This window comes from Pseudomonas sp. 02C 26, from assembly GCF_002843585.1.
Taxonomy (GTDB): domain Bacteria; phylum Pseudomonadota; class Gammaproteobacteria; order Pseudomonadales; family Pseudomonadaceae; genus Aquipseudomonas; species Aquipseudomonas shirazensis.
Window position 1 is genome coordinate 4,103,187 of the sequence record NZ_CP025262.1, and the last position, 21,791, is coordinate 4,124,977.

Here is a 21,791-nt window from a genome sequence, read left to right on the forward strand (position 1 = left end):
AAGTCGGCACAACGTTGAAGCACTGACAGAAATGTCAACGCTCGACGCCAGAACGCTGAGAAATGGAATCGTTGCCACCGGTCCCCGATTTGCGCTGTCTGGCCCTGCTACATAGGCAGCGACGACCGCGTTAGCTAGAATACTGCCCCAACTTTTTTCCCAAGAGCCCGCAGTGAGCCAGACACCCGACCGCCTGTTTGCAAGGCCCCTGGACCAGGTGCCCGACTTCGTCTTCAACGAGGACGTGGTGCGGGTGTTCCCGGACATGATCAAGCGCTCGGTGCCCGGTTACCCGACCATCGTCGAAAACCTTGGCGTGCTGGCCGCGCGTTTTGCCCAGCCACACTCCGCGCTGTATGACCTCGGCGCCTCGCTGGGTGCGGTTACCCAGTCGTTGCGCCGCCACGTGCGCAGCGACGGCTGCCGGGTGATCGCCGTGGACAACTCGGCAGCCATGGTCGAACGCTGTCGCCAGTACCTCACCGCGCAAGACTCGATGTTCCAGGAACTGCTCCCGGTCCAGGTGCTCGAGGCGGATATTCTGGCCCTGCCATTCGAGCCAGCCTCGGTGGTGGCGATGAATTTCACCCTGCAGTTCATCGCCCCCACCCAGCGCCTCGAACTGCTCAGCCGCATCCGCCAGACACTGCTGCCGGGCGGGGCGTTAATCCTCTCGGAAAAACTCTGCTTCGCCGATGACCAGGAACAGGCACTCCTGAACGAACTGCACCTGGACTTCAAACGCGCCAACGGCTACAGCGAACTGGAAATTGCCCAGAAGCGCAGCGCCATCGAACACGTGATGAAACCCGACACCCTCGAAACCCACAAGGCGCGCCTGCATGCGGCCGGTTTCAGCAAGGTCGTGCCGTGGTTCCAATGCCTAAACTTCGCCTCACTGATAGCCCTGCCATGATCGATTTGTCCCCCCTGGTCCGCCGTCTGGCGGGCACCCCCCTGGCCACCTGGTCACAAGGCCTGCAAGCCCAACTGGCCAGCAAGATGGAAAAAGGCCACGGTGACCTTGAGCGCTGGCATGGCGCCCTCGAGGCGCTGCCTGAGCTGGTGCCGAGTGAAGTTGACCTGGTCAATGGCCTAAGCCTGCACAGCCCCTGCGATGAGGCAACGCGCGCTCAGCTGCAGCAGGCCTTGATGGGCCTGTCGCCTTGGCGCAAGGGCCCATTCGAGTTGTTTGGCGTCCATGTCGACACCGAATGGCATTCGGACTGGAAGTGGGCGCGGGTCAGCCCGCACCTGGACCTGACAGGCAAGCGTGTGCTGGATGTCGGCTGCGGCAACGGCTACTACCAATGGCGCATGCTCGGCGCCGGCGCTGACATGGTGGTCGGAGTCGACCCCAACTGGCTGTTCTTCTGCCAGTTCCAGGCGGTGCACAAGTACCTGCCCGAGCTGCCGGCGTGGCACCTGCCATTCGCCCTCGAGGAACTGCCGGCCAACCTCGAAGGCTTCGACACGGTGTTTTCGATGGGTGTGTTCTATCATCGTCGTTCGCCCATCGAGCACTTGCTGGCGCTCAAGGACTGCCTGGTAAAAGGCGGTGAGCTGGTGCTGGAAACTCTGGTCATCGAAGGCGACGAGAATCAAGTGCTGGTTCCCGAAGACCGCTATGCGCAGATGCGCAATGTCTGGTTCTTGCCTTCGGTACCGGCACTGGAGCGCCTGCTGCGGCGCGCCGGCTTCAGTGACGTGCGCTGCGTCGACGTCAGTGTCACCAGTGTCGAGGAGCAGCGCAGCACCGAGTGGATGCGCTATCAGTCTCTGAGCGACTTTCTCGACCCGCAGGACCACAGCCGCACCATCGAAGGCCTGCCCGCCCCGCGGCGGGCGACGATCCTGGCGCGCAAGTAAACCCGGCCGCAACCATCCTGTCTACTCAGCGCGTCGTCTGGCTAACCGCCAGATGACGCGCTGATTACAAATCCGTTATCCACGCCGATCCACCCCAGGCTTGGCGTACTATCGCGCGCTTGACCTTGATCCAGCTTCAGGGTCGACAATCCCTCTCCCGAATTCTGCCTGAGCCCAAGCATGCGCCTACTGATCATCGAGGACGAACTGCGGACTGCCGATTACCTTCAGCAGGGGCTGCGCGAAAACGGCTATGTCGTGGATTGCGCACACACTGGCATCGACGGCCTGCACATGGCCCGCCAGCAGGCCTATGACCTGGTCATTCTGGACGTCAACCTGCCGGAACTGGACGGCTGGGCCGTACTGCAACGGCTACGCGCCGAGTCGGCCACGCGAATCATGATGCTCACCGCTCACGGTCGCCTGTCTGACCGGGTCAAGGGCCTGGATCTGGGCGCGGATGACTACCTGCTCAAGCCATTCGAATTTCCCGAATTGCTGGCGCGGATCCGCAGTCTGTTGCGGCGCAACGATCAGCAGGTGCAGCCAAGCACATTGCGCGTCGCCGACCTGGAGCTGGACCCTGGCCGCCACCGGGCCTGGCGTGGCAGCACACGTATCGACCTCACTGCCAAGGAGTTCTCGCTGCTGCACCTGCTGATGCGCCAGAGCGGCGAGGTGCTGTCACGCACGCAGATCATCTCGTTGGTGTGGGACATGAACTTCGATTGCGACACCAACGTTGTCGAGGTGTCGATCCGGCGTTTGCGGGCCAAGATCGACGATCCCTTCGAAGACAAACTGATCCACACCCTGCGCGGTGTTGGCTACGTGCTTGAGGCGCGCCGTTGAAACCCGCCAGCCTGTCTCTGCGGCTTGGTCTGAGCGTGACCCTGATGGGCGCCGCGCTGGTGCTGCTGTTGGCCTGCCTGGCGGTGTTTGCCCTCGACCATGAGCTGGACAGCCGCGCGCGCAAGGACCTCGCGCGCAAGATGCTGCAGGTAGAACACAACCTGCGGGTCGACCTGCGTAGCGCTGACCTGGCCAGCCGTGCCCACCCACTGCTCGACCTGGTCATGGGCCATGACAACCTAAGCCTCAGCGTGATTGCTCTTAATGGCCGCCATGCAGCCTTGCTCAGCCTGGGCCCGGCGCTGCAGTCACAGCGCCTGCGCGAGCTGCCGTGGAGCGACGGCCAGACCTTTCAGGAATGGAAGGACAGCAGCGGAGCGCAGTTTCTCAGCGTGACGCAGGCGATGCGGCTGCGCGATGACACCCCGGTGCGGGTAATGATGACCCTCAATCGCGCCGACGATCACTACCTGTTGCACGCCTACCTGCGCTCGACTCTGCTGGCCTTGCCGTTGTTACTGCTGCTGATTGGCGTCTGTGCCTGGAAGCTGGTGCAGCGCAGTTTGAAACCACTGAGGCGGTTTCGCCGGATCGCCGGCCAGGTGTCTGCGCAAGCGCTCGACCATCGACTGCCCTCCAGCGGCCTGCCGCAGGAACTGGCCGACCTCGCCCGCTCGATCAATGTGATGCTGGATCGGCTCGATCAGGGTGTGCGCCAGTTGTCGCAGTTTTCCGACGACCTCGCGCATGAGCTACGCACGCCCCTGAGCAACCTGATGGGCAAGGCCCAGGTTACCCTCGCCCGCCCACGCGACAGCGGCGATTATCGCGAGGTGCTGGAAGACAGCATCGAAGAACTGACTCGGCTCAACCGCATCATCAACGACATGTTGTTTCTCGCGCAGGTCAGCCAGCCGCAGGCCCAGGTCGAGTTCAAACCGTTGGCGCTGGCCGACGAAGTCGTGCGCGTCAGCGAGCTGTTTGCCATCAGCGCCGAAGTGAAGGATATCGAGATCAGGCATCAAGGCTGGGCCACCGCCCTGGGCGACCGGCTGATGTGCCAACGGGCCTTGTCCAACCTGCTCAGCAACGCACTAAGACATGGCCCCGAGGGCAGCGTCGTAACCATTGGCATTGGCCGCCATGCACAGCAGGCCTGGGTATGGGTTGAGAACCACGGGCCGGGGATCGCTGACGAGCACCTGCCACACCTGTTCGAAAGGTTCTACCGGGCCGACAGCGGTCGCTCGCGGCTCGATGGTGGCACTGGCCTGGGGCTGGCGATCGTGCAGTCGATCATGCAACTGCACGGCGGCCGGGTCGAGGTCAGCAGCCAGGCGCATGGGCCAACCCGGTTTACCTTGCTGTTTCGTGCCGAGTGACGCCGATCAGCGCGAGGCCTGCAGGATCAACGCCTTCATTTCAGCCACGGCGGCCTTGAAGCCGACAAACAGCGCATGCGCCACCAGCGCGTGACCGATGTTCAGCTCGTTGATGCCCTTGATCGCCGCGACCGCCTCGACGTTGTGGTAATGCAGGCCGTGGCCGGCGTTGACGATCAGGCCCTGGCCGACGCCAAACGCGACGCCGTCGGCGATGCGCTTGAGCTCATCGGCCACCTCGGTTGGGGTCAGCGCATCGGCATAGCGACCGGTGTGCAGCTCGATGGCCGGCGCGCCGACCCGTCGCGAAGCTTCGATCTGGCGCTCGTCGGCATCGATGAACAACGACACTTCAGCGCCGGTGCGGGCCAGGCGCTCGACGGCCGCCTTGATCCGCGCTTCCTGACCGGCCACATCGAGGCCGCCTTCGGTGGTCAGTTCCTGACGGGTTTCCGGGACCAGGCAGATGTGTGCCGGGCGAATCTGCTCAGCGAACAGCATCATCTCTTCGGTAACGCCCATCTCGAAGTTCATCCGCGTCTGCAGCACGTCCTTGAGCAACAGCACATCGCGCTCCTGAATATGCCGGCGGTCTTCACGCAGGTGTACGGTAATGCCGTCGGCGCCCGCTTCTTCGGCGTCCAGCGCGGCCTTGACCGGATCTGGATAGCGGGTGCCGCGGGCCTGGCGCAAGGTCGCCACGTGGTCGATGTTGACGCCGAGAAGCATGCGGTTGCTATGAGTCACGAAAGGCTCTCCTGAAGATGTAGCCGCACAGCATACGACGTGCTCAGCGCTTGCGAAACAACTCCCGACTCACCAACGGTTTTGGCCCCAGGTGGACGGCCAGGGCCTGGCGCATCAGTCGCTTGGCTGCCAGCAATGCGCCAGGCGCTTCCCACTCGGCGTGGGCCAGTGCGAGCAGTTCATCGCCCCTGAACAACCCGGGCTGGAACAGCTCCACCCGCTCAAGCCCGGCGTCGACCTGCAGGCGGTACAGACCAGTGGCGGCGATAGGCTCGGCGTTGACGTCGTGATCCAGGGCAAAGGCGTAACCGAGCTGCTCCAGCAGGCGCCATTCAAAGGCCCGCAGCAACGGCTCCAATGGCCGGCCCTGGCCCAACGCCTGCAGGGTCAGGGCATAGTGCTCGAACAGCGCTGGGTATGGCGCCTCGGCCGGCAGCAGGCGCATCAGCAGTTCATTCAGGTACAAGCCGCTGAACAGTGCATCACCATTGAGCCAGGCGGCAATTCCGGCGCTGTCGAGGCGGTTGACGTTCTTCAGCTCGCCGCGTCCACGCAGCTCGACTTCCAACGGCACGAACGAGCGCACCAGGCTGCCACCCTTGCCCCGCGCCCGGCGCAGCACCGCACGCACGCGACCTTGCGGCGTGAAAAAGTCCACCAGCGCGCTGGTCTCGCGGTACGCACGGCTGTGCAGCACGTACGCCGGCTGACCTTGAGGTTGTTCCATGGGGAAGGCCCGGATGCAGAACGGCCCGGAACAATCCGGGCCGTTGGGGGTGTGTTACAGGTCGCCGTAGCCCAGCGAGCGCAGGGCGCGCTCATCATCGGACCAACCGCCTTTGACCTTGACCCAAAGGTTGAGCATGACCTTGGCGTCGAACAGCGTTTCCATGTCCTTGCGCGCGTCGGAGCCGATGCGCTTGATACGCTCGCCTTTGTCGCCAATGATGATCTTCTTCTGGCCATCACGCTCGACGAGGATCAGGGCATGGATGTGCAGCACATGGCCTTGCTGCTTGAACTCTTCGATCTCGACAGTGATCTGGTACGGCAGCTCGGCACCCAGTTGGCGCATGATCTTCTCGCGGACCAGTTCGGCGGCGAGGAAGCGGCTGCTGCGGTCGGTGATCTGGTCTTCCGGGAAGAAGTGATCGTTCTCCGGCAGCTGCTTGGCGATCAGTGCTTCCAGCGCTTCGAGGTTGTGCCCCTGCTGGGCGGAGATCGGCACGACTTCGGCGTTCGGCAGTTGCTCCTGCAGCCATTTCAGGTGCGGGATCAATTCGGCCTTCTCGTCCATCCGGTCGGTCTTGTTGACCGCGATGATCAGCGGACCGGTAACGTACTGGACACGCTCGAGCACCAGTTGGTCCTCGTCGGTCCAGCGGGTACGGTCAACCACGAAGATCACCACGTCGACGTCCTTGAGGGCGGCCGAAGCGGTGCGGTTCATGTAGCGGTTGAGCGCCTTGTCGTTGGCCTTGTGCATGCCTGGGGTATCGACGTAGATCGCCTGCACGTCACCCTCGGTCTTGATCCCGAGCATGTTGTGGCGGGTGGTCTGCGGCTTGCGCGAGGTGATCGCCAGCTTTTGCCCGAGGATATGGTTGAGCAAGGTCGACTTGCCCACGTTGGGGCGGCCGACAATGGCTACGTAGCCGCAACGGGTTGGGTTGTTCTCAGTCATTACCATTCTCCACGCCCAGGGCGATCAGTGCAGCGGCGGCGGCGACTTGCTCGGCAATACGCCGGCTTACGCCCTGGCCACGGCTCTTGTTGTTCAGCAGGACCACTTCGCACTCGACGAAGAAGGTCCGGCAATGAGGTTCGCCCTGGATATCGACCACTTCATAACGCGGCAAATCGCAACCACGCGACTGCAGAAACTCCTGCAGGCGGGTTTTCGGGTCTTTGTTGGTGTCGACCAGCGTCAGGCTCTCGAACTCATCGGTCAGCCAAGCCAGAATGCGCTCGCGCGCGGTCTGCATGTCGGCATCCAGATAGATGGCGCCAATCAGCGCCTCGAGGGCATCGGCGAGGATCGATTCGCGGCGAAAACCACCGCTTTTCAGCTCACCCGAACCCAGTCGGAGGAATTCGCCCAGGTCGAATCCACGCGCCAGCCGCGCCAGAGTTTCACCCTTGACCAGGCGTGCGCGCAGGCGCGACAGCTGGCCTTCGCGGGCCTGCGGGAAGCGCTCGAACAGCGCCTCGCCGGCGACGAAATTGAGGATGGCGTCGCCAAGAAACTCCAGGCGTTCGTTATTGCGCCCGGCATAGCTGCGATGGGTCAGGGCCAGCAACATCTGGTCCTGATCCTTGAAGGTATAGCCGAGCTTGCGCTCCAGGCGTGCGAGGGAAGCAGTCATGCGGCCACCCGTTTGTTGTTCAACGCGTTGTTCAAATCAACATCCTGAAAAGACGGTATGGCTGTGAATCGCTGCCAGTTGGTAGCGCCCCCGTGTTTCAAGACGCTCTCGACCTTGAGTACACAGCCTATGTCAGAAAAGCATTCGGCGCTGTCTGCAGACAGCGCCGATGGGTATCAATGGATCAGGCCGACCCGCGACAGGTTGGGCAGGTGGCTGAGCTTGGGCTCTGGCCAACTCATCCAGACTGCAAACGCCTTGCCGACGATATTGCGGTCCGGAACCATGCCATGCAGTTCCTTGGGAATGTTTGGATCATCCCAGAAACGGCTGTCGTTGGAGTTGTCGCGGTTGTCGCCCATCATGAAGTAATGGCCGGCGGGTACCGTCCATTGCTGGTCAGGCGGCATGCGGTAGCGGCTCATTTCCTTGCGGATCATGTGCTCGGCCGCGCCCAATTGCTCCTTGTACAGCTCAGCGCTGCCCAAGGTGCCTGGTTCGCTACCGACCAACTGCTCGGCGACCTGCTTGCCATTGACGAACAGGCGCTTGTCGCTGGTGTAGCCGATCTGGTCGCCCGGCAGGCCAACCACACGCTTGATGTAGTTGACGTTGGGGTCGCTCGGATAGCGGAACACCATCACGTCGCCCCGCTGCGGCTGACCAATCTCGATGACCTTCTTGTCGATCACCGGCAGGCGAATGCCGTAGGAGAACTTGTTCACCAGGATGAAGTCGCCCACTTCCAGCGTCGGTTTCATCGACCCGGAAGGAATCTGGAACGGCTCTACCAGGAACGAGCGCAGCACCAGCACGATGAACAGCACCGGGAAGAACGACTTGCCGTACTCAACCAGCAACGGCTCCTTGTTCAGCTTCTCGACCACGGCCATTTCTGGCTGGCTGACGCTGCCCTGATAGGTGGCAATCGCCGCCCGCCGGCGCGGAGCCAGGAACAGCAGATCGATCAGAGCCAACAAGCCACAGACGGCAACGGCGATGACGAGCAACAGCGGGAAATTTAGCGACATAGGACCTAGCTATCCAACCTGAGCACGGCGAGGAAGGCTTCTTGTGGAATTTCCACGTTACCGACCTGTTTCATGCGTTTCTTACCGGCTTTCTGCTTTTCGAGCAGTTTGCGTTTACGGCTGACGTCGCCGCCATAACACTTGGCCAGTACGTTCTTTCTGAGCGCCTTGACAGTGGTCCGGGCGACGATCTGCCCGCCGATGGCGGCCTGGATCGCGACGTCGAACATCTGCCGAGGAATCAGTTCTTTCATTTTCTCGGTCAGCGCGCGCCCTTTGTAGTGGGCGTTGTCGCGGTGCACGATCAGCGCCAGCGCATCAACCTTGTCGCCGTTGATCAACACGTCCAGCTTGACCAGGTTGGCCGACTGGTAACGATCGAAATGGTAGTCCAGCGACGCGTAACCGCGGCTGGTCGACTTCAAACGGTCGAAGAAGTCCAGTACCACCTCGTTCATTGGCAGATCGTAGCTTACCTGCACCTGAGTACCGAGGAACTGCATGTCACGCTGAACACCGCGCTTCTCGATGCACAGGGTAATGACGTTACCCAGGTGTTCTTGCGGCACCAGGATATTGGCGCGCACGATTGGCTCACGGAAGTCTTCGACTGCTGATACATCCGGCAGTTTCGACGGGTTGTCGACGTGAATGGTTTCACCGGTCTTGAGCTTGATCTCGAAGATCACGCTCGGCGCCGTGGTGATCAGGTCCAGGTCATATTCGCGCTCGAGGCGCTCCTGGATGATCTCCATGTGCAGCATGCCGAGGAAGCCACAGCGGAAGCCAAAGCCCAGTGCATCCGAGCTTTCAGGCGCGTACTGCAGCGACGAGTCGTTCAGGGTCAGCTTTTGCAGCGCATCGCGGAAGTCTTCGAAATCATCGGAAGACACCGGAAACAGGCCAGCGTAGACCTGTGGCTGAATACGTTTGAAGCCTGGCAGCACTTCCACCTCGGGGGTGGAGCTCAAGGTCAGGGTGTCGCCGACCGGCGCGCCGAGAATTTCCTTGATGCTGGCAATGATGAAGCCCACTTCGCCTGCTTTGAGATCGGCGGTCTGGGTGTGCTTTGGCGTGAACACGCCGACGCTGTCGACCAGGTGAACCTTGCCGGTCGACTTGACCAGAATCTTGTCGCCCTTTTTCACGCGGCCGTGGCGCACGCGAACCAGGGACACGACGCCCAGGTAGTTGTCGAACCAGGAGTCGATGATCAGTGCTTGCAGCGGTGCATCGATGTCACCGGTTGGCGCCGGGATCTGCTGCACAAGGCGCTCGAGCACCTCGTCCACGCCCATGCCGCTCTTGGCGCTGCAGGCTACGGCGTCGGCCGCGTCGATACCGATGATCTTCTCGATTTCGTCCTTGACGCGGTCCGGATCGGCCTGGGGCAGGTCCATCTTGTTCAGTACCGGCATGACCTCAAGGCCCTGCTCGATAGCGGTGTAGCAGTTGGCCACGGACTGGGCTTCGACACCCTGGCCAGCATCGACCACCAACAACGCGCCTTCACAGGCGGCCAGCGACCGGCTGACTTCATAGGTGAAGTCTACGTGGCCGGGAGTGTCGATGAAGTTCAGCTGGTAGGTCTTGCCGTCCTGCGCCTTGTAATGCAGCGTGACGCTATGGGCTTTGATGGTGATGCCGCGCTCGCGCTCCAGATCCATCGAATCGAGCACCTGGGCTTCCATTTCGCGCGACGAGAGGCCACCGCACATCTGAATGAAACGGTCGGCCAGCGTCGACTTGCCGTGGTCGATGTGGGCGATGATGGAGAAATTGCGGATATGACTCAAATCACTCACGGGTCACTACTCGAAATGGCTGCGAGCCGGACGCCCGCCGAAAAATAGCCGGGAATTGTACCTTAAGCCGCAGCCTTGTGGGAGATTCCTGATCGGCTGCAATCCCGCGTGGCTTGGCAGGCCGCCATGAAATTTTCATCCGTTTACAAAAAAGGGCAGCCGAAGCTGCCCTGTATCGCGCTGCCGCTATGCTTATTCAGCCAGCTTGAAGGTGATGAAGCTGGCGCGCCCTTGGCGCAGCACTCGCATCGACACCGAGCGATTCTTCGGCAGGTCCTTGGCGATCTCGGTGAACTCTTTGGCCGAGCCAATGGCCTGGTTGTTGAGGTGGCTGATAACGTCACCCGGACGCAGACCGATCAACGCCGCCGGACCATCCAGCACTTCCTTGATGACCACGCCCCCCTTGAGCTCGAGGGCTTTTTTCTGCTCGGCGGTCAGGTCCGAAACCGCTACACCGAGGCGGTTGCTGCTGCGCTCGGCACTGCCCTGGCCAGGTGTGGTGATATCGGCATCCTCATCAGGCAAAGCGCCGACAGTTACGTCGAGGTTCTGCCGCTTGCCGTTGCGGATGATCTCAAGCTTGGCCTTGGCGCCATCCTTGAGGCTGCCGACCAGGTGCGGCAGGTCGGCCGACATGACGATCGGCTGGCCATTCATGCTGAGGATGACATCTCCGACCTGCAAACCGCCTTTGGCCGCTGGACCGTCTTCCAGCACCTGAGCTACCAGGGCGCCGGCAGGCTTGTCCAGACCGAACGACTCGGCCAGGTCCTTGTTGACCTCCTGGATCACCACACCCAACCAACCGCGGTTGACCTTGCCGTCTTTCTTGAGCTGATTGGAGACGTCCAGCGCCACGTCGATCGGGATCGCGAACGACAGGCCCATGAAGCCACCGGAGCGGGTGAAGATCTGCGAGTTGATGCCGACCACTTCGCCTTTCATGTTGAACAGCGGACCGCCAGAGTTACCCGGGTTGATCGCCACGTCGGTCTGGATGAACGGCACGTAGGTGTCGTTGGGCAGGGTCCGGCCTTTGGCGCTGACGATGCCTTTGGTTACCGAGTGGTCAAAGCCGAACGGCGAGCCGATAGCCAGTACCCATTCGCCGACTTTGAGTTTCTCCGAATCGCCCAGCTTGACGATCGGCAGATCCTTGCCTTCAACCTTGAGCAAAGCGACGTCGGTGCGCGGGTCGGTGCCGACCAGCTTGGCCTGCAGCTCGCTGCGGTCGGACAGGCGTACGATGATCTCGTCAGCATCGGCGACCACATGGTTGTTGGTCAGCACATAACCATCGCTGGAAATGATGAAGCCCGAACCCAGCGATTGCGCTTCCCGCTGGCGGTCGCCGCGCGGCGAACGCGGCTGTTGTGGCATGTTGCGCTCGAAGAATTCACGGAACATCGGCGGCAGGCCTTCAAGATCAGGCATCTGCCCGGCAGCAATGCGCCGATCAGGCAGTTTCTGCTTGGTACTGATGTTCACCACTGCCGGCGAAGCCTGCTCGACCAGCGTAGTGAAGTCCGGCAGTGCTTCTTCAGCTTGGGCCGTCAGCACCTGGCCGAGCATTAGCACGGCGGCGAACATGGAGAGATAGGGTTTCAAGCGTGGTATTGACATACGGCTCCCGTCACAACGAGCGTAAATTGCATTAAGACCCCTGCAGATGCAGGAAAGGCCAGACCCCGAGGACTCTGACCTATAGAAAATTTACGAAGGGATTGCAAATGACATTGCGTTAATTTCATTTCAGCCGATTACGTGAAGGGCTGCAAACGCAGGCGCGCCGCTACTGGCTGGCCTGGGCATCCTGAGCACGCATGGACAATGCAACGCGCTCGGCAGTACCCAACGGGATCTCGCCAACCACCGTGACGATGACCTTGCCCTTGGGAGTATTCAGGTAGCGCGAGACAGCCACGGTCGGACCAAGCTGCACGCGGGTATCGTTACCTGAATCATCCTTGACCGGCTCCAGAAATACCGAAAAACGAGTCAGCCCATCGTCATACATCAGACTGCTGACCGTGGTCTTGCGCGAAACATCACTGCGTACCGAGCTGTTGACCAACTCGAAACCGGGCGGCAACCAATCGGAGCGCCAACCACCTACTGCCGGCAACGGCGAAGCTGCAACTGCATGCTCTACAGGCTTGCACGCATCACTTGGGCGCATCGCTTGCTCGGTTGGCGGTGTGGTATCCAGGCGGGTCATCTGGAAACGCTCCAGCAATTGACCCTTGTCGTTGAGCATCAACGAGCGCAGGGGCAATGCGGTCTGGCGGTCCAGATGCAATTCGAAGGCGTAGCGATGCTGGTCACGGGGGGTCAGGGTGATAATCACCGCATCGCGCCCGGCAACCCGCGACTTGCCGGCAACGCTCAAGTCGTACCAGCTCATCAGTTTCAGGGGGTCCAGCACCCGCGGGGCAGAGCTGGGCGGCGTCGAAACGCCACTCACCAGATCGCCACTGACGCACTGCACCTGACCGTCCACGCGGACGATCTCCTGAGCCGTACCATCGAGCTGCAACAGCCGCTCGCTGACCGATCCATTGGCAACGCGGTGCCAGATGTCGTGGGAAGAGAAGCTGCCGTTGCGTTCGTAAACGAACGAACCCTGGTAACTCTGGGATTGCTCAGCTCGTGCCAGCTTGTTCAGCCACTCATTCGCCTGAGGCGAAGAGTTGGCTGCCAACGCTGGCACCATCATGCAACTGCCTACCAGCAGTGACAGAAGAGGTAGCGCGCGCATGATGCTCCTTAACTAGCGGTTTTCCAGGCTAGCGGCGCGGGCGTATGGCAGTGCGGTTTCAGTGCCCTTGAGCGCTGATTCCTGAGCGTGCTGCTTCAAGTAGCCCGGCAGACGCTTGTCCCAGCCTTCCTGGCTCTGCAAGACACCATTGGCCATCGGCCCGGTGGTCTGCTCGCTGCTCTCGCTGTAGCCAGCCAGAACTGCCGGACCTTGCGTTTGCGGCATGGTCAGACCTTGCTGAGCAGGCTGTTGCGCAGCCAGTTCGCTACCGGTGATTTCGTCCTGGTTATACAGACGCACGCCGGCCAGTACTGCAACGGTTACCGAGGCAGCTACGGCCAAACGGCCGATGCTACGCCAAGGGCCTTGCTTGACCTTGGCTGGCACAGCCTCATCGGCCAGTGCAGCAGAGACCGCCGCAGCGATGTCCAGCTTGGGCAGCAGCAGTTCCTTGTGCATGGCTGCACGGGCAACCTGGTAACGCGACCAGGTAGCACGGGTGTCGGCGTCATCAGTGGCGCTCAAAACACGACGCAGCTCCAATTCATCCGCTTCGTTGTCCATTACGGCGGACAGCGATTCCTGCAAAGCTTCACGACTCATGGCGGTTCCTCTCTTGGCTGTAGCCGCTGTCTCAGGATTCCTGCAGCAACGGCTGCAAGGCTTTATCAATGGCCTCCCGAGCGCGGAAAATCCTTGAGCGCACGGTCCCCACCGGACATTGCATGACGCTCGCAATGTCTTCATAACTCAGACCATCAAATTCGCGCAAAGTTAGTGCCGTGCGCAGATCTTCTGGCAGTTGCTGGATGGTCCGATGGACGGTACCTTCGATCTCATCCCGCAACAACGAGCGTTCTGGGGACTCGAGATCCTTGAGACCATGATCGCCGTCATAGAACTCCGCATCCTCGGAGCTCACATCACTGTCGGGTGGCCTTCTACCGCGGGACACCAGATAGTTTTTCGCCGTGTTGATGGCGATGCGGTACAGCCAGGTATAAAACGCGCTGTCACCGCGGAAATTGCCTAGCGCCCGGTAGGCCTTGATGAAGGCTTCCTGCGCCACATCCTGGGCTTCATGGGTGTCGTGTACAAAGCGCACGATCAACCCGAGAATCTTGTGCTGATACTTCAGCACCAACAGATCGAACGCTCGCCTGTCGCCGCGCTGCACGCGCTCGACAAGCTGCTGATCCTCTTCCTGGGTTAGCATGAATACTCCTCAGTAAACTTGAAGGAGCATTGCAGCAGCCACCGTTCAGGCTTGCAAACATAGACTCGGGCTTTGCGCAAAAGTTCTCCCCTCCAAGCAAGTTTCCTGCGGCCTCTGGTCGGCTCGCACGAAAAAGACGCAGTACGGTCACGGCCGGCCGCGTCATTGATCTGGTCTTGATTTACGCAGGTATCAGCCCATTTCGAGCTACTGCCCTGCGTCGCCTTGGCATTCGTGGCGTATGGGCAGCCTTCATAGGATTTCCAGCCAGACTGGAAAGTTCCCGGAAGATCGCCGTTGCGTGACAAGCGCCATTGGAAATCAGGCACCCGGGGCTGCTATAAAGGCATCCCGGCAACGTTTTCACGATAGTTTCACAATGCCATCTGCGCATCGCTATTGTGCCGTTCCCCTCCCCTAGATTACTAGTGCCCCGACATGAGCAAACAATTCCAATACGATGTCCTGGTGATCGGCAGTGGGGCCGCAGGCCTCAGCCTGGCACTCAACCTTCCGGATCACCTGCGCATCGCTGTGCTGAGCAAGGGTGACCTGGCCAATGGCTCGACCTTTTGGGCCCAGGGCGGCGTTGCCGCCGTGCTTGACGACACCGACACTGTGCAGTCGCATGTCGAGGACACCCTCAATGCCGGCGGCGGACTGTGCTCGGAAGAAGCGGTGCGGTTTACCGTTGAGCATAGTCGCGAAGCGATTGAGTGGCTGATCGAACAAGGCGTGCCATTTACTCGCGACGAACACCCTCCGGGTGATGACCGCAGTTTCGAATTTCACCTGACCCGCGAAGGCGGCCACAGCCACCGGCGCATCATCCATGCGGCCGACGCTACCGGTGCGGCGATCTTTACCACCCTGCTGCAGCGCGCCCGGCAACGGTCCAACATCACCCTGCTGGAGCAGCGCGTCGCCGTCGACCTGATCACCGAGCGCCGCCTTGGCCTGGACGGCGAGCGCTGCCTCGGCGCCTACGTACTGGACCGCAACAGCGGCGAGGTGGATACCTTCGGCGCACGCTTCACCGTGCTGGCAACCGGCGGTGCAGCCAAGGTCTACCTCTATACCAGCAACCCTGACGGCGCCTGCGGCGATGGCATTGCCATGGCCTGGCGCGCGGGCTGCCGGGTCGCCAACCTTGAATTCAATCAGTTTCACCCGACCTGCCTGTACCACCCGCAGGCCAAGAGCTTCCTGGTCACCGAGGCGCTGCGCGGCGAGGGCGCCCTGCTGCGCCTGCCCAATGGCGAGCGCTTCATGCCGCGCTTCGACCCACGCGAAGAACTGGCACCACGGGATATCGTTGCGCGCGCCATCGACCACGAAATGAAGCGCCTGGGGGTGGACTGCGTTTACCTGGACATCACCCACAAGCCAGCCGAGTTCATCAAGAGCCACTTCCCGACCGTGTACGAGCGCTGCCTGACCTTCGGCATCGACATCACGCGCCAGCCGATTCCGGTGGTACCGGCTGCGCACTACACCTGCGGCGGGGTGATGGTCGACGATCGCGGTCACACCGACGTGCCCGGCTTGTATGCCATTGGCGAGACCAGCTTCACCGGCTTGCACGGCGCCAACCGGATGGCCAGCAACTCGCTGCTGGAGTGCTTTGTTTATGGCCGCTCGGCGGCTGCCGACATCGAAGCGAGCCTGGACCGGGTCGAAATGCCGCAGGCTCTGCCTTGCTGGGATGCCAGCCAGGTTACCGATTCGGACGAAGACGTGATCATTGCGCACAACTGGGACGAACTGCGGCGCTTCATGTGGGACTACGTCGGGATCGTGCGCACCAGCAAGCGCCTGCAACGGGCTGAACACCGTGTACGCCTGCTGCTGGATGAGATCGACGAGTTCTACAGCAACTATAAAGTGAGCAGAGACCTGATCGAACTGAGGAACCTTGCTCAAGTAGCCGAACTGATGATCCAGTCAGCGATGGAACGCAAGGAGTCTCGGGGTCTGCACTACACGCTGGACTATCCAGAGATGCTGCCAGAGGCGAAGGATACGATCCTTACCCCGACCAGATGAGGCACGTTAGGATCACTGAGCGTAGCACGCTGAGGACCCATTTTGTAACAGCTTTGGGCCATCTTCGTCCCATCGTTGGGGTCCTTATCGCCCGCCCGTGAGGGTCCCAATGGCACACTCGTGCTGACATGCGCGAGGGCATACGGGGGAGCCTTGGCTGTGATATTCCATGAGATGGGTTCACAGAAATTTCTGTCAGATTTTTGTTACGGGGACCTGGGTAACCACTGCCAAAAGCCAGACGAACGACTCCACGGGCCAGCCTGTAGTGTATTCAAGGTGATCTCTTATTGACCGCCACCTCACAGCAGGCAGGCAAACAGTTCTGCAACCCCAATAAAATATGGCCCATTCACGCGAATCAGCGAGATAAGTCCATGACTCAGCTAATGATTTGATGATGGCGCTTCGCTTGCACATCTCGTAATGTTAGCCATGGACTGCTTAAGAATGAGCAAAAATTGGTCAAGATGACAGCTGGACAACCGTACTCAGCCTGGTTCAAAAAGGCTGCACATGGAATTACCACCTCCGACGGCATCGAGGTAGACGTATACGAGCTCGAAATCGATCTTGGGGCGGAGCCCGTCCTATCCGCGTGGGCCAAACATTTCCGAGAGCATTACTGTCTCGATAGTCAAATTGATCGCCTACGGAGGGGGACTAAAAAAACACGGGCCGAGTATCTCAGGGATTTGGTATTTCCAGATGCGACTGAGGATTTTGGCCCTGCAACGCGCTCCGGCGACTTTGCTGAAATTCTCATTGCAGATCTACTTGAAAGCCACTTTGGTTTTTGGGTGCCCCGTACCCGATATGACAACAAAATGGTCCGGAATGAGTCTCCAAAGGGTACCGATGTCTTGGCATTTAAGTTTGATGGCATAGGTCCATCTGCACCATCTACCAAAGATATTTTGATTTCCCTTGAGTCGAAAGCACAGCTCAGTGGTAAGAAAGCAAATCCAAGACTGCAAGACGCAGTTAAAGATTCGATGAAGGACGTGTATAGAATTTCAGAATCATTAAATGCGATGAAACGCCGCTTAATTGACCGCCAAGATGAAGAAGGCGCAGATCGAGTGGAGCGTTTTCAAGAAGGGCTCGATGTTCCCTATGTGCGAATGACAGGGGCGGCCGCTGTTTTTTGTTCAAGCATTCTTGATTCCGCCCATATAACTGAAACCACAGACTGTACTTCGCATGAAAACATCAAAAACCTAATGCTGGTTGTCATTCATGCCAAGTCGCTTATGAAGTTTGTTCACGCTCTCTACGGCAGGGCCGAAAATGAAGCCTGAAAAACGTGCTCGGTATGCTGCGGCAGTAACGCTATCCAAGGGAAAAATGTTTGAGTATGGAGTTCCAGAAGGAGACCATATTGAACTTCCTGAAGATCTTGACTTGGAGATGCAGTTTCCATTAGCTGTTGGAACAGTCGGCGACTTTGCGTCAGAAGTAGTCACCAAGTCTATCGGTGATGCGCTTAAAGCTCAAACACCTCGTGACGAGGTTATTTTTTCAGCTCAAGTCCTTCAGGCTTTTGACGACTCCCTGCTTAACAAAGATATCTCCTTCAATCTTCGTTTACTCGCAGCGGCTGGCTTTTACCTCGGGGATGTGCCTGGAAATGCTGCGGTCCAACTATCCAGATTGAGTCAACTCGAGTCTCCTGAACACGACACTTTAGCGATTGCAGTAAAAGCAGCGATGGATCGGCCTTGGGAGCAAACAAACAAGGCATTAGAATCTTCACGTGCAAAAGATATTTTGGATGTGTTGCGCCAGCACTTCAGAAATGGCTTGAGCGGCGGGCAGAAAGCTAATGATGCTATTAGATCCCTGCGCGAATGGGCCTACAGGCATGCGTCTGCGCATGACCTACTTATGGCTGACTTGCTCGGAGCGATTAGTGCCACTCGCATCGCTAACTCTGCTTGGACTTTACTTCCTCGCTATAGCAGCCTCCCGCCAGAAAAGTGGGAGTCATACTTGTCGCGCTCTATGTCAATCAAAGAAATGTGGCCCTCCCAGCGCATGTTAGGAGAGGCAGGACTGTATGGAGGGTCATCGGGAGTTGTTCAGATGCCGACGAGTGCCGGAAAATCGAGAGCGACTGAGCTCATTATTCGGTCGGCATTCCTTTCTGCTCGGACAAATCTGGTCTTAGTCATTGCGCCCTTTCGCGCACTCTGCCAAGAGATAGCCAACGATCTTGAAAAGGCATTCAAGGATGATGGCTATGATGTCAATCAACCCAGTGACGCGCTGCAACCAGATGTCGCGTTTGATTTTTCCAACTTATCGGATTTCCTCGATTTAGAATTTGGGGCATTTTACTTGGAGGCCGAACCGAAGCCGCAGGTCATCATTCTTACTCCGGAGAAACTTCTTTACATACTTCGACAAGAACCTGGCATTGTTCAGAAAGCTGGACTTGTGGTTTATGACGAAGGGCATCAATTTGACACAGGCACTCGGGGCGTTACCTATGAATTATTACTAACATCAATTAAAAGACTGCTACACGAAAGTGCTCAGAGCGTGTTGATTTCAGCGGTAATCCAGAACGCTGCATCTGTTGCTGCCTGGCTTTTAAGTGACGAATCAAAGGTTGTTTCCGATAAATCCTTACAGGCTCGGAGACTCATTGCCTTTGCAAGCCTACCGAAGGGTAAGGATGGTCAACTACAGTTCAACGTTGCCTCCGACAACGATCAAAAATTCTTTGTCCCGCGAGTTATTGTTCCCGAAAAAATGCCACGTCTACGCAAGGAAAGAAAAGATCGTTTTTTCCCCACCGAGGAGAGTGGATCCATAGCATTGTATCTTGGACTACGTCTACTAAAGAACGGTGGAGTTGCTATTTTCACAGGAAGGAAGTCTTCTGCTGCAAAAATAGTTCGCGAGGCCGTCGAAGATACCTTTCTTCGTGGAGTTTCTTTTGAACCACCTTCCGCTAATAGTGACCCCACTGAGATTCGTCGCTTTATTTACCTCTTCGAGCGTAACTTTGGTGCTAATGCGTATTTGACTAAAGCAGCTGCCTTAGGCATTTTTGCTCATCACGGCAATACCCCTCAAGGTGTTCGTCTGGCTATTGAGCATGCTATGAGGCAGCGCCTTATTCGATTGATCGTCTGTACATCGACACTCGCACAGGGCGTTAACCTTCCAATTCGATACCTACTCGTAACGAGTGCAATGCAGGGGCGTGAATCGATTAAAGTACGCGACTTCCATAATCTCATGGGGCGTGCTGGACGTGCCGGAATGTACGGTGAGGGTACAGTTATTTTCACGGACCCTCGACTCTATGACGAGCGTTTCGCAAAAACGCACCGCTGGAATGATACGGTCAACCTAATCAATCCAGATAGTGCTGAGCCGACGGGAAGTACATTGCTTTCTCTTTTTGATCCGCTGCGAAATGACATCGGAACAATTACTCTAAGCTCACCAAACTCTGCTGAGATAGCCAGTCATATCGTCAATAACTGGGAGGCACTTTTTAAGTGGATAGAGCGCGTCCCTAACGACCTTCCCAAGAGCAATTTTTCGGTCGCCTCACTGCGCGAACAACTTAAATCCAAGAAGAAAATTATTGAAGCAGTTGAAAGCTTCTTGATGACATATCGCAGCGACGTTCAGCCCGAAATTTTTGTGGAAAACTCTCGAGCATTGGTTACTGAAACGTTGGCCTATTCGCTTGCTACTGGAGAACAACAAGTACTCCTGACAGATATCTTCGAGTCTGTTGCGCGGAGGATCGAAATTTTCGTTCCAGATACAGCGGTCCAGCAGCGTTTTGGGCGGACATTGTTAGGTATTGATCAAGCGTTGGTGATTGAATCCTGGGTGACTACGAACGCGAAGACACTCGAGGACGCCGCCTCTGCCGACCACCTGCTTGAAGTGATATGGCCGCTTCTCGTCCTTTTATCCAGTGAAAAACGGTTGATCGACACTGTTCCTGCCGGGGCTATTCAGGTATTAGCAACGGGGTGGCTCGCTGGAGATTCGTTTGCAGCACTCCTTCAACGGCTTGATACATTGGGTGCATACTATCCCTACGGAACTAACCAAAGAAAGTTCGATCTCGATGTGGTTGTAGACCTATGTGAACAAACATTTGGCTTTGAGTTTGCGCTTTTGCTCGCAGCGGTAAAGGAATCATTTATTGCGTTGTCTGCGGAACAAGTTGGTGAGGTGTTCAGAGGGTACGCAGATCTTCTTCAAAAGCGATTGAAATATGGACTACCAAATCAGAGCTGCATTGCCTATTTTGAAGCGGGATTTTCTGAACGAGTGATTGCCCAACATTTTGTCGAGGAGATTACTCAAGGGGCCATTCAAAACAGCTTCGATGCCAGAAATATGATTCGAGAAAACCCTGAGAGATTTGAAGCAATCCTGCAAGACTATCCATCTTATTTTTCCGATGTTTTCAAAACAATCACTGCTACTTGACCGCACAAACTTATTAAGACCATCACACAAAAACATGTAGCTTTCACTAAGAGGTAAATCACCTCCATACAGCCACCTCACCCAACCACAAACGAGCCCAGCCACCAACGAGATAATAACAAACACCATAGAAAGATAATAATACAGACCATTAAACAACGGTAGTACAATCTTTAAGTTAAAGGCCCCATGAACTTTGAGCAATACACGGCAACCCCAATCCCGTGCAAGGTCTTTTAGCGGTGCCCTTAAGGGACATCACAAGTGACAATATCAATGTTCGCTCCTTCCTACTGGAGCCAGACGCGAGGTCTGCTTACTGGGGACAGTTGAGTGTTGGCTTGTCACCTCGAAAGGTAGTCGCTCTTGGCGCTCGGTGGTCCTTGGTCAAAACGGTAGGATTTGCTTCGGGTTACCCGTAGCCATAGCGAGGGTCTTTGGATTCCTTGATTTACGGGGCTTTCAGAGGTACTCCACGAAAAGCTCACCTCACTATAGATACCTCACGCCCTTGCAAACTCTCCGTGATAATTTTTGCGGAGCGTTCGTAAGCATTGCTCGGCTGCCCGTAAGTTCTGCAAGTCGTACTCTTTCAACTCTCCGTGAACCATGAATGATGCACGCTAGTCGCCGCTTGGTAACTTACGGATGCCCTTTGGGAGACCGTCACGTTTCAGTTTGCCTCGAGCATTCCAAAGATTCTCAGCGACGGTGCAGGATCGTAAGTTATCAGGATTGTTGTTCAGGCGGTTGCCATCTATATGATCAACAACATGCTGTGCTGGATCAATCCCGGTGCTCATGAAAAAAATGACGCGATGTGTGCGGTAGAACTTTCCGTCAAACTTCATCCGGTAGTAACCATCTGTGCCGATGCTTACGACTGGCCCTGTCCGGCCATTGCGGCCACGGACTGCTTTGATCCGGGAGAGTCCAGAAGGGCTCGCTGGGTCGATCCTGTAGATCTCGTTGAGGTCTTCGAGGGAAGGTAGTGCGGTGTTTAGCTTGGACATGGTGGTGCCTCCTATGGATTGATGGGGGTAGCCATAGCGAGGGTCTATATGATGTGTTCTGCACGACCAAAAACCACAATATGCAGTGACTGCAAGGACGACTCTACCCTCAGACAACAAGACCAGGATCAAATGCGAATTGAACTCGGTGAGGCACAGGAAAAACGTTATTTGACGACGCATGGTTATTATGATTGGTTATATAGGTTGTATCGTAAACTACTGGGGTT

General features: G+C 57.8%; 18 protein-coding genes. 7 read left to right on the plus strand and 11 right to left on the minus strand.

The window, feature by feature from the left end; all coding sequences use genetic code 11:
* Positions 1-172: 172 nt before the first annotated feature.
* From cmoA to CXQ80_RS18705, 4 genes are all read left to right on the plus strand, one after another.
* Complete coding sequence (cmoA, locus tag CXQ80_RS18690; protein WP_101321876.1) at positions 173-916, plus strand: carboxy-S-adenosyl-L-methionine synthase CmoA; 744 nt, start codon at positions 173-175, stop codon at positions 914-916.
* Positions 913-1,869, plus strand: a complete 957-nt coding sequence (cmoB, locus tag CXQ80_RS18695; RefSeq protein WP_101321877.1) for a tRNA 5-methoxyuridine(34)/uridine 5-oxyacetic acid(34) synthase CmoB — start codon at positions 913-915, stop codon at positions 1,867-1,869. The genes cmoA and cmoB overlap by 4 nt, the downstream gene beginning before the upstream one ends.
* Positions 1,870-2,049: 180 nt before the next feature.
* Positions 2,050-2,724, plus strand: coding sequence for a heavy metal response regulator transcription factor (locus tag CXQ80_RS18700; RefSeq protein ID WP_101321878.1), 675 nt, complete (start codon positions 2,050-2,052; stop codon positions 2,722-2,724).
* On the plus strand, positions 2,721-4,106 hold the full coding sequence (locus CXQ80_RS18705) for a heavy metal sensor histidine kinase (RefSeq protein WP_101321879.1): 1,386 nt from the start codon (positions 2,721-2,723) through the stop codon (positions 4,104-4,106). Before CXQ80_RS18700 ends, CXQ80_RS18705 begins: the two co-directional genes overlap by 4 nt.
* Positions 4,107-4,112: 6 nt before the next feature.
* Here CXQ80_RS18705 and pdxJ read toward each other — a convergent pair whose 3' ends face one another.
* From pdxJ to rpoE, 10 genes are all read right to left on the minus strand, one after another.
* Positions 4,113-4,835 carry a pyridoxine 5'-phosphate synthase gene (gene pdxJ, locus CXQ80_RS18710; RefSeq protein WP_219855757.1) on the minus strand — a complete coding sequence of 241 codons (723 nt, stop codon included), beginning with the start codon at positions 4,833-4,835 and terminating at the stop codon, positions 4,113-4,115.
* A 61-nt stretch (positions 4,836-4,896) separates the two neighbouring features.
* Positions 4,897-5,580, minus strand: a complete 684-nt coding sequence (gene recO, locus CXQ80_RS18715; RefSeq protein ID WP_101321881.1) for a DNA repair protein RecO — start codon at positions 5,578-5,580, stop codon at positions 4,897-4,899.
* Positions 5,581-5,634: 54 nt separating this feature from the next.
* A complete protein-coding gene (gene era, locus CXQ80_RS18720) occupies positions 5,635-6,537 on the minus strand; it encodes a GTPase Era (RefSeq protein WP_101321882.1) in 903 nt (300 codons plus the stop codon).
* Entirely contained in the window at positions 6,530-7,219 is a 690-nt protein-coding gene (gene rnc / locus CXQ80_RS18725; RefSeq protein WP_101321883.1) for a ribonuclease III, read from the minus strand. The genes era and rnc overlap by 8 nt, the downstream gene beginning before the upstream one ends.
* 176 nt (positions 7,220-7,395) lie before the next feature.
* Entirely contained in the window at positions 7,396-8,250 is an 855-nt protein-coding gene (gene lepB, locus CXQ80_RS18730; protein WP_101321884.1) for a signal peptidase I, read from the minus strand.
* A 5-nt stretch (positions 8,251-8,255) separates the two neighbouring features.
* On the minus strand, positions 8,256-10,055 hold the full coding sequence (gene lepA / locus CXQ80_RS18735) for a translation elongation factor 4 (RefSeq protein ID WP_101321885.1): 1,800 nt from the start codon (positions 10,053-10,055) through the stop codon (positions 8,256-8,258).
* 192 nt (positions 10,056-10,247) lie between these two features.
* Positions 10,248-11,648 (minus strand): DegQ family serine endoprotease, encoded by a 1,401-nt coding sequence (locus CXQ80_RS18740; protein WP_371918946.1) that lies wholly within the window; start codon positions 11,646-11,648, stop codon positions 10,248-10,250.
* A gap of 202 nt (positions 11,649-11,850) precedes the next feature.
* Positions 11,851-12,816 carry a MucB/RseB C-terminal domain-containing protein gene (locus CXQ80_RS18745; protein ID WP_101321887.1) on the minus strand — a complete coding sequence of 322 codons (966 nt, stop codon included), beginning with the start codon at positions 12,814-12,816 and terminating at the stop codon, positions 11,851-11,853.
* Positions 12,817-12,828: 12 nt separating this feature from the next.
* On the minus strand, positions 12,829-13,419 hold the full coding sequence (locus tag CXQ80_RS18750) for an RseA family anti-sigma factor (RefSeq protein WP_101321888.1): 591 nt from the start codon (positions 13,417-13,419) through the stop codon (positions 12,829-12,831).
* A 31-nt stretch (positions 13,420-13,450) separates the two neighbouring features.
* On the minus strand, positions 13,451-14,032 hold the full coding sequence (rpoE, locus tag CXQ80_RS18755) for an RNA polymerase sigma factor RpoE (protein WP_011535354.1): 582 nt from the start codon (positions 14,030-14,032) through the stop codon (positions 13,451-13,453).
* 438 nt (positions 14,033-14,470) lie between these two features.
* Here rpoE and nadB point away from each other — a divergent pair, with 438 nt between their 5' ends.
* The 3 genes from nadB (at position 14,471) to CXQ80_RS18770 (ending at position 20,548) form a co-directional block, all read left to right on the plus strand.
* Complete coding sequence (gene nadB / locus CXQ80_RS18760) at positions 14,471-16,078, plus strand: L-aspartate oxidase (RefSeq protein ID WP_101321889.1); 1,608 nt, start codon at positions 14,471-14,473, stop codon at positions 16,076-16,078.
* A gap of 470 nt (positions 16,079-16,548) precedes the next feature.
* On the plus strand, positions 16,549-17,379 hold the full coding sequence (locus CXQ80_RS18765; RefSeq protein WP_101323095.1) for a Hachiman antiphage defense system protein HamA: 831 nt from the start codon (positions 16,549-16,551) through the stop codon (positions 17,377-17,379).
* Positions 17,369-20,548, plus strand: coding sequence for a DEAD/DEAH box helicase (locus CXQ80_RS18770; RefSeq protein WP_218195356.1), 3,180 nt, complete (start codon positions 17,369-17,371; stop codon positions 20,546-20,548). The genes CXQ80_RS18765 and CXQ80_RS18770 overlap by 11 nt, the downstream gene beginning before the upstream one ends.
* Before the next feature lie 623 nt (positions 20,549-21,171).
* Here CXQ80_RS18770 and CXQ80_RS18775 read toward each other — a convergent pair.
* On the minus strand, positions 21,172-21,561 hold the full coding sequence (locus CXQ80_RS18775; RefSeq protein WP_157831764.1) for an HNH endonuclease signature motif containing protein: 390 nt from the start codon (positions 21,559-21,561) through the stop codon (positions 21,172-21,174).
* Between the last annotated feature and the right edge of the window lie 230 nt (positions 21,562-21,791).

Excerpts from the sequence above, each read along its gene's own strand:
- cmoB (WP_101321877.1), top strand. The coding sequence starts at position 913 with ATGATCGATTTGTCCCCCCTGGTCCGCCGTCTGGCGGGCACCCCCCTG.
- CXQ80_RS18700 (WP_101321878.1), top strand. The coding sequence starts at position 2,050 with ATGCGCCTACTGATCATCGAGGACGAACTGCGGACTGCCGATTACCTT.
- pdxJ (WP_219855757.1), bottom strand. The coding sequence starts at position 4,835 with ATGCTTCTCGGCGTCAACATCGACCACGTGGCGACCTTGCGCCAGGCC.
- recO (WP_101321881.1), bottom strand. The coding sequence starts at position 5,580 with ATGGAACAACCTCAAGGTCAGCCGGCGTACGTGCTGCACAGCCGTGCG.
- era (WP_101321882.1), bottom strand. The coding sequence starts at position 6,537 with ATGACTGAGAACAACCCAACCCGTTGCGGCTACGTAGCCATTGTCGGC.
- rnc (WP_101321883.1), bottom strand. The coding sequence starts at position 7,219 with ATGACTGCTTCCCTCGCACGCCTGGAGCGCAAGCTCGGCTATACCTTC.
- lepB (WP_101321884.1), bottom strand. The coding sequence starts at position 8,250 with ATGTCGCTAAATTTCCCGCTGTTGCTCGTCATCGCCGTTGCCGTCTGT.
- CXQ80_RS18740 (WP_371918946.1), bottom strand. The coding sequence starts at position 11,648 with ATGTTCGCCGCCGTGCTAATGCTCGGCCAGGTGCTGACGGCCCAAGCT.
- CXQ80_RS18745 (WP_101321887.1), bottom strand. The coding sequence starts at position 12,816 with ATGCGCGCGCTACCTCTTCTGTCACTGCTGGTAGGCAGTTGCATGATG.
- CXQ80_RS18750 (WP_101321888.1), bottom strand. The coding sequence starts at position 13,419 with ATGAGTCGTGAAGCTTTGCAGGAATCGCTGTCCGCCGTAATGGACAAC.
- rpoE (WP_011535354.1), bottom strand. The coding sequence starts at position 14,032 with ATGCTAACCCAGGAAGAGGATCAGCAGCTTGTCGAGCGCGTGCAGCGC.
- nadB (WP_101321889.1), top strand. The coding sequence starts at position 14,471 with ATGAGCAAACAATTCCAATACGATGTCCTGGTGATCGGCAGTGGGGCC.
- CXQ80_RS18765 (WP_101323095.1), top strand. The coding sequence starts at position 16,549 with ATGACAGCTGGACAACCGTACTCAGCCTGGTTCAAAAAGGCTGCACAT.
- CXQ80_RS18770 (WP_218195356.1), top strand. The coding sequence starts at position 17,369 with ATGAAGCCTGAAAAACGTGCTCGGTATGCTGCGGCAGTAACGCTATCC.
- CXQ80_RS18775 (WP_157831764.1), bottom strand. The coding sequence starts at position 21,561 with ATGTCCAAGCTAAACACCGCACTACCTTCCCTCGAAGACCTCAACGAG.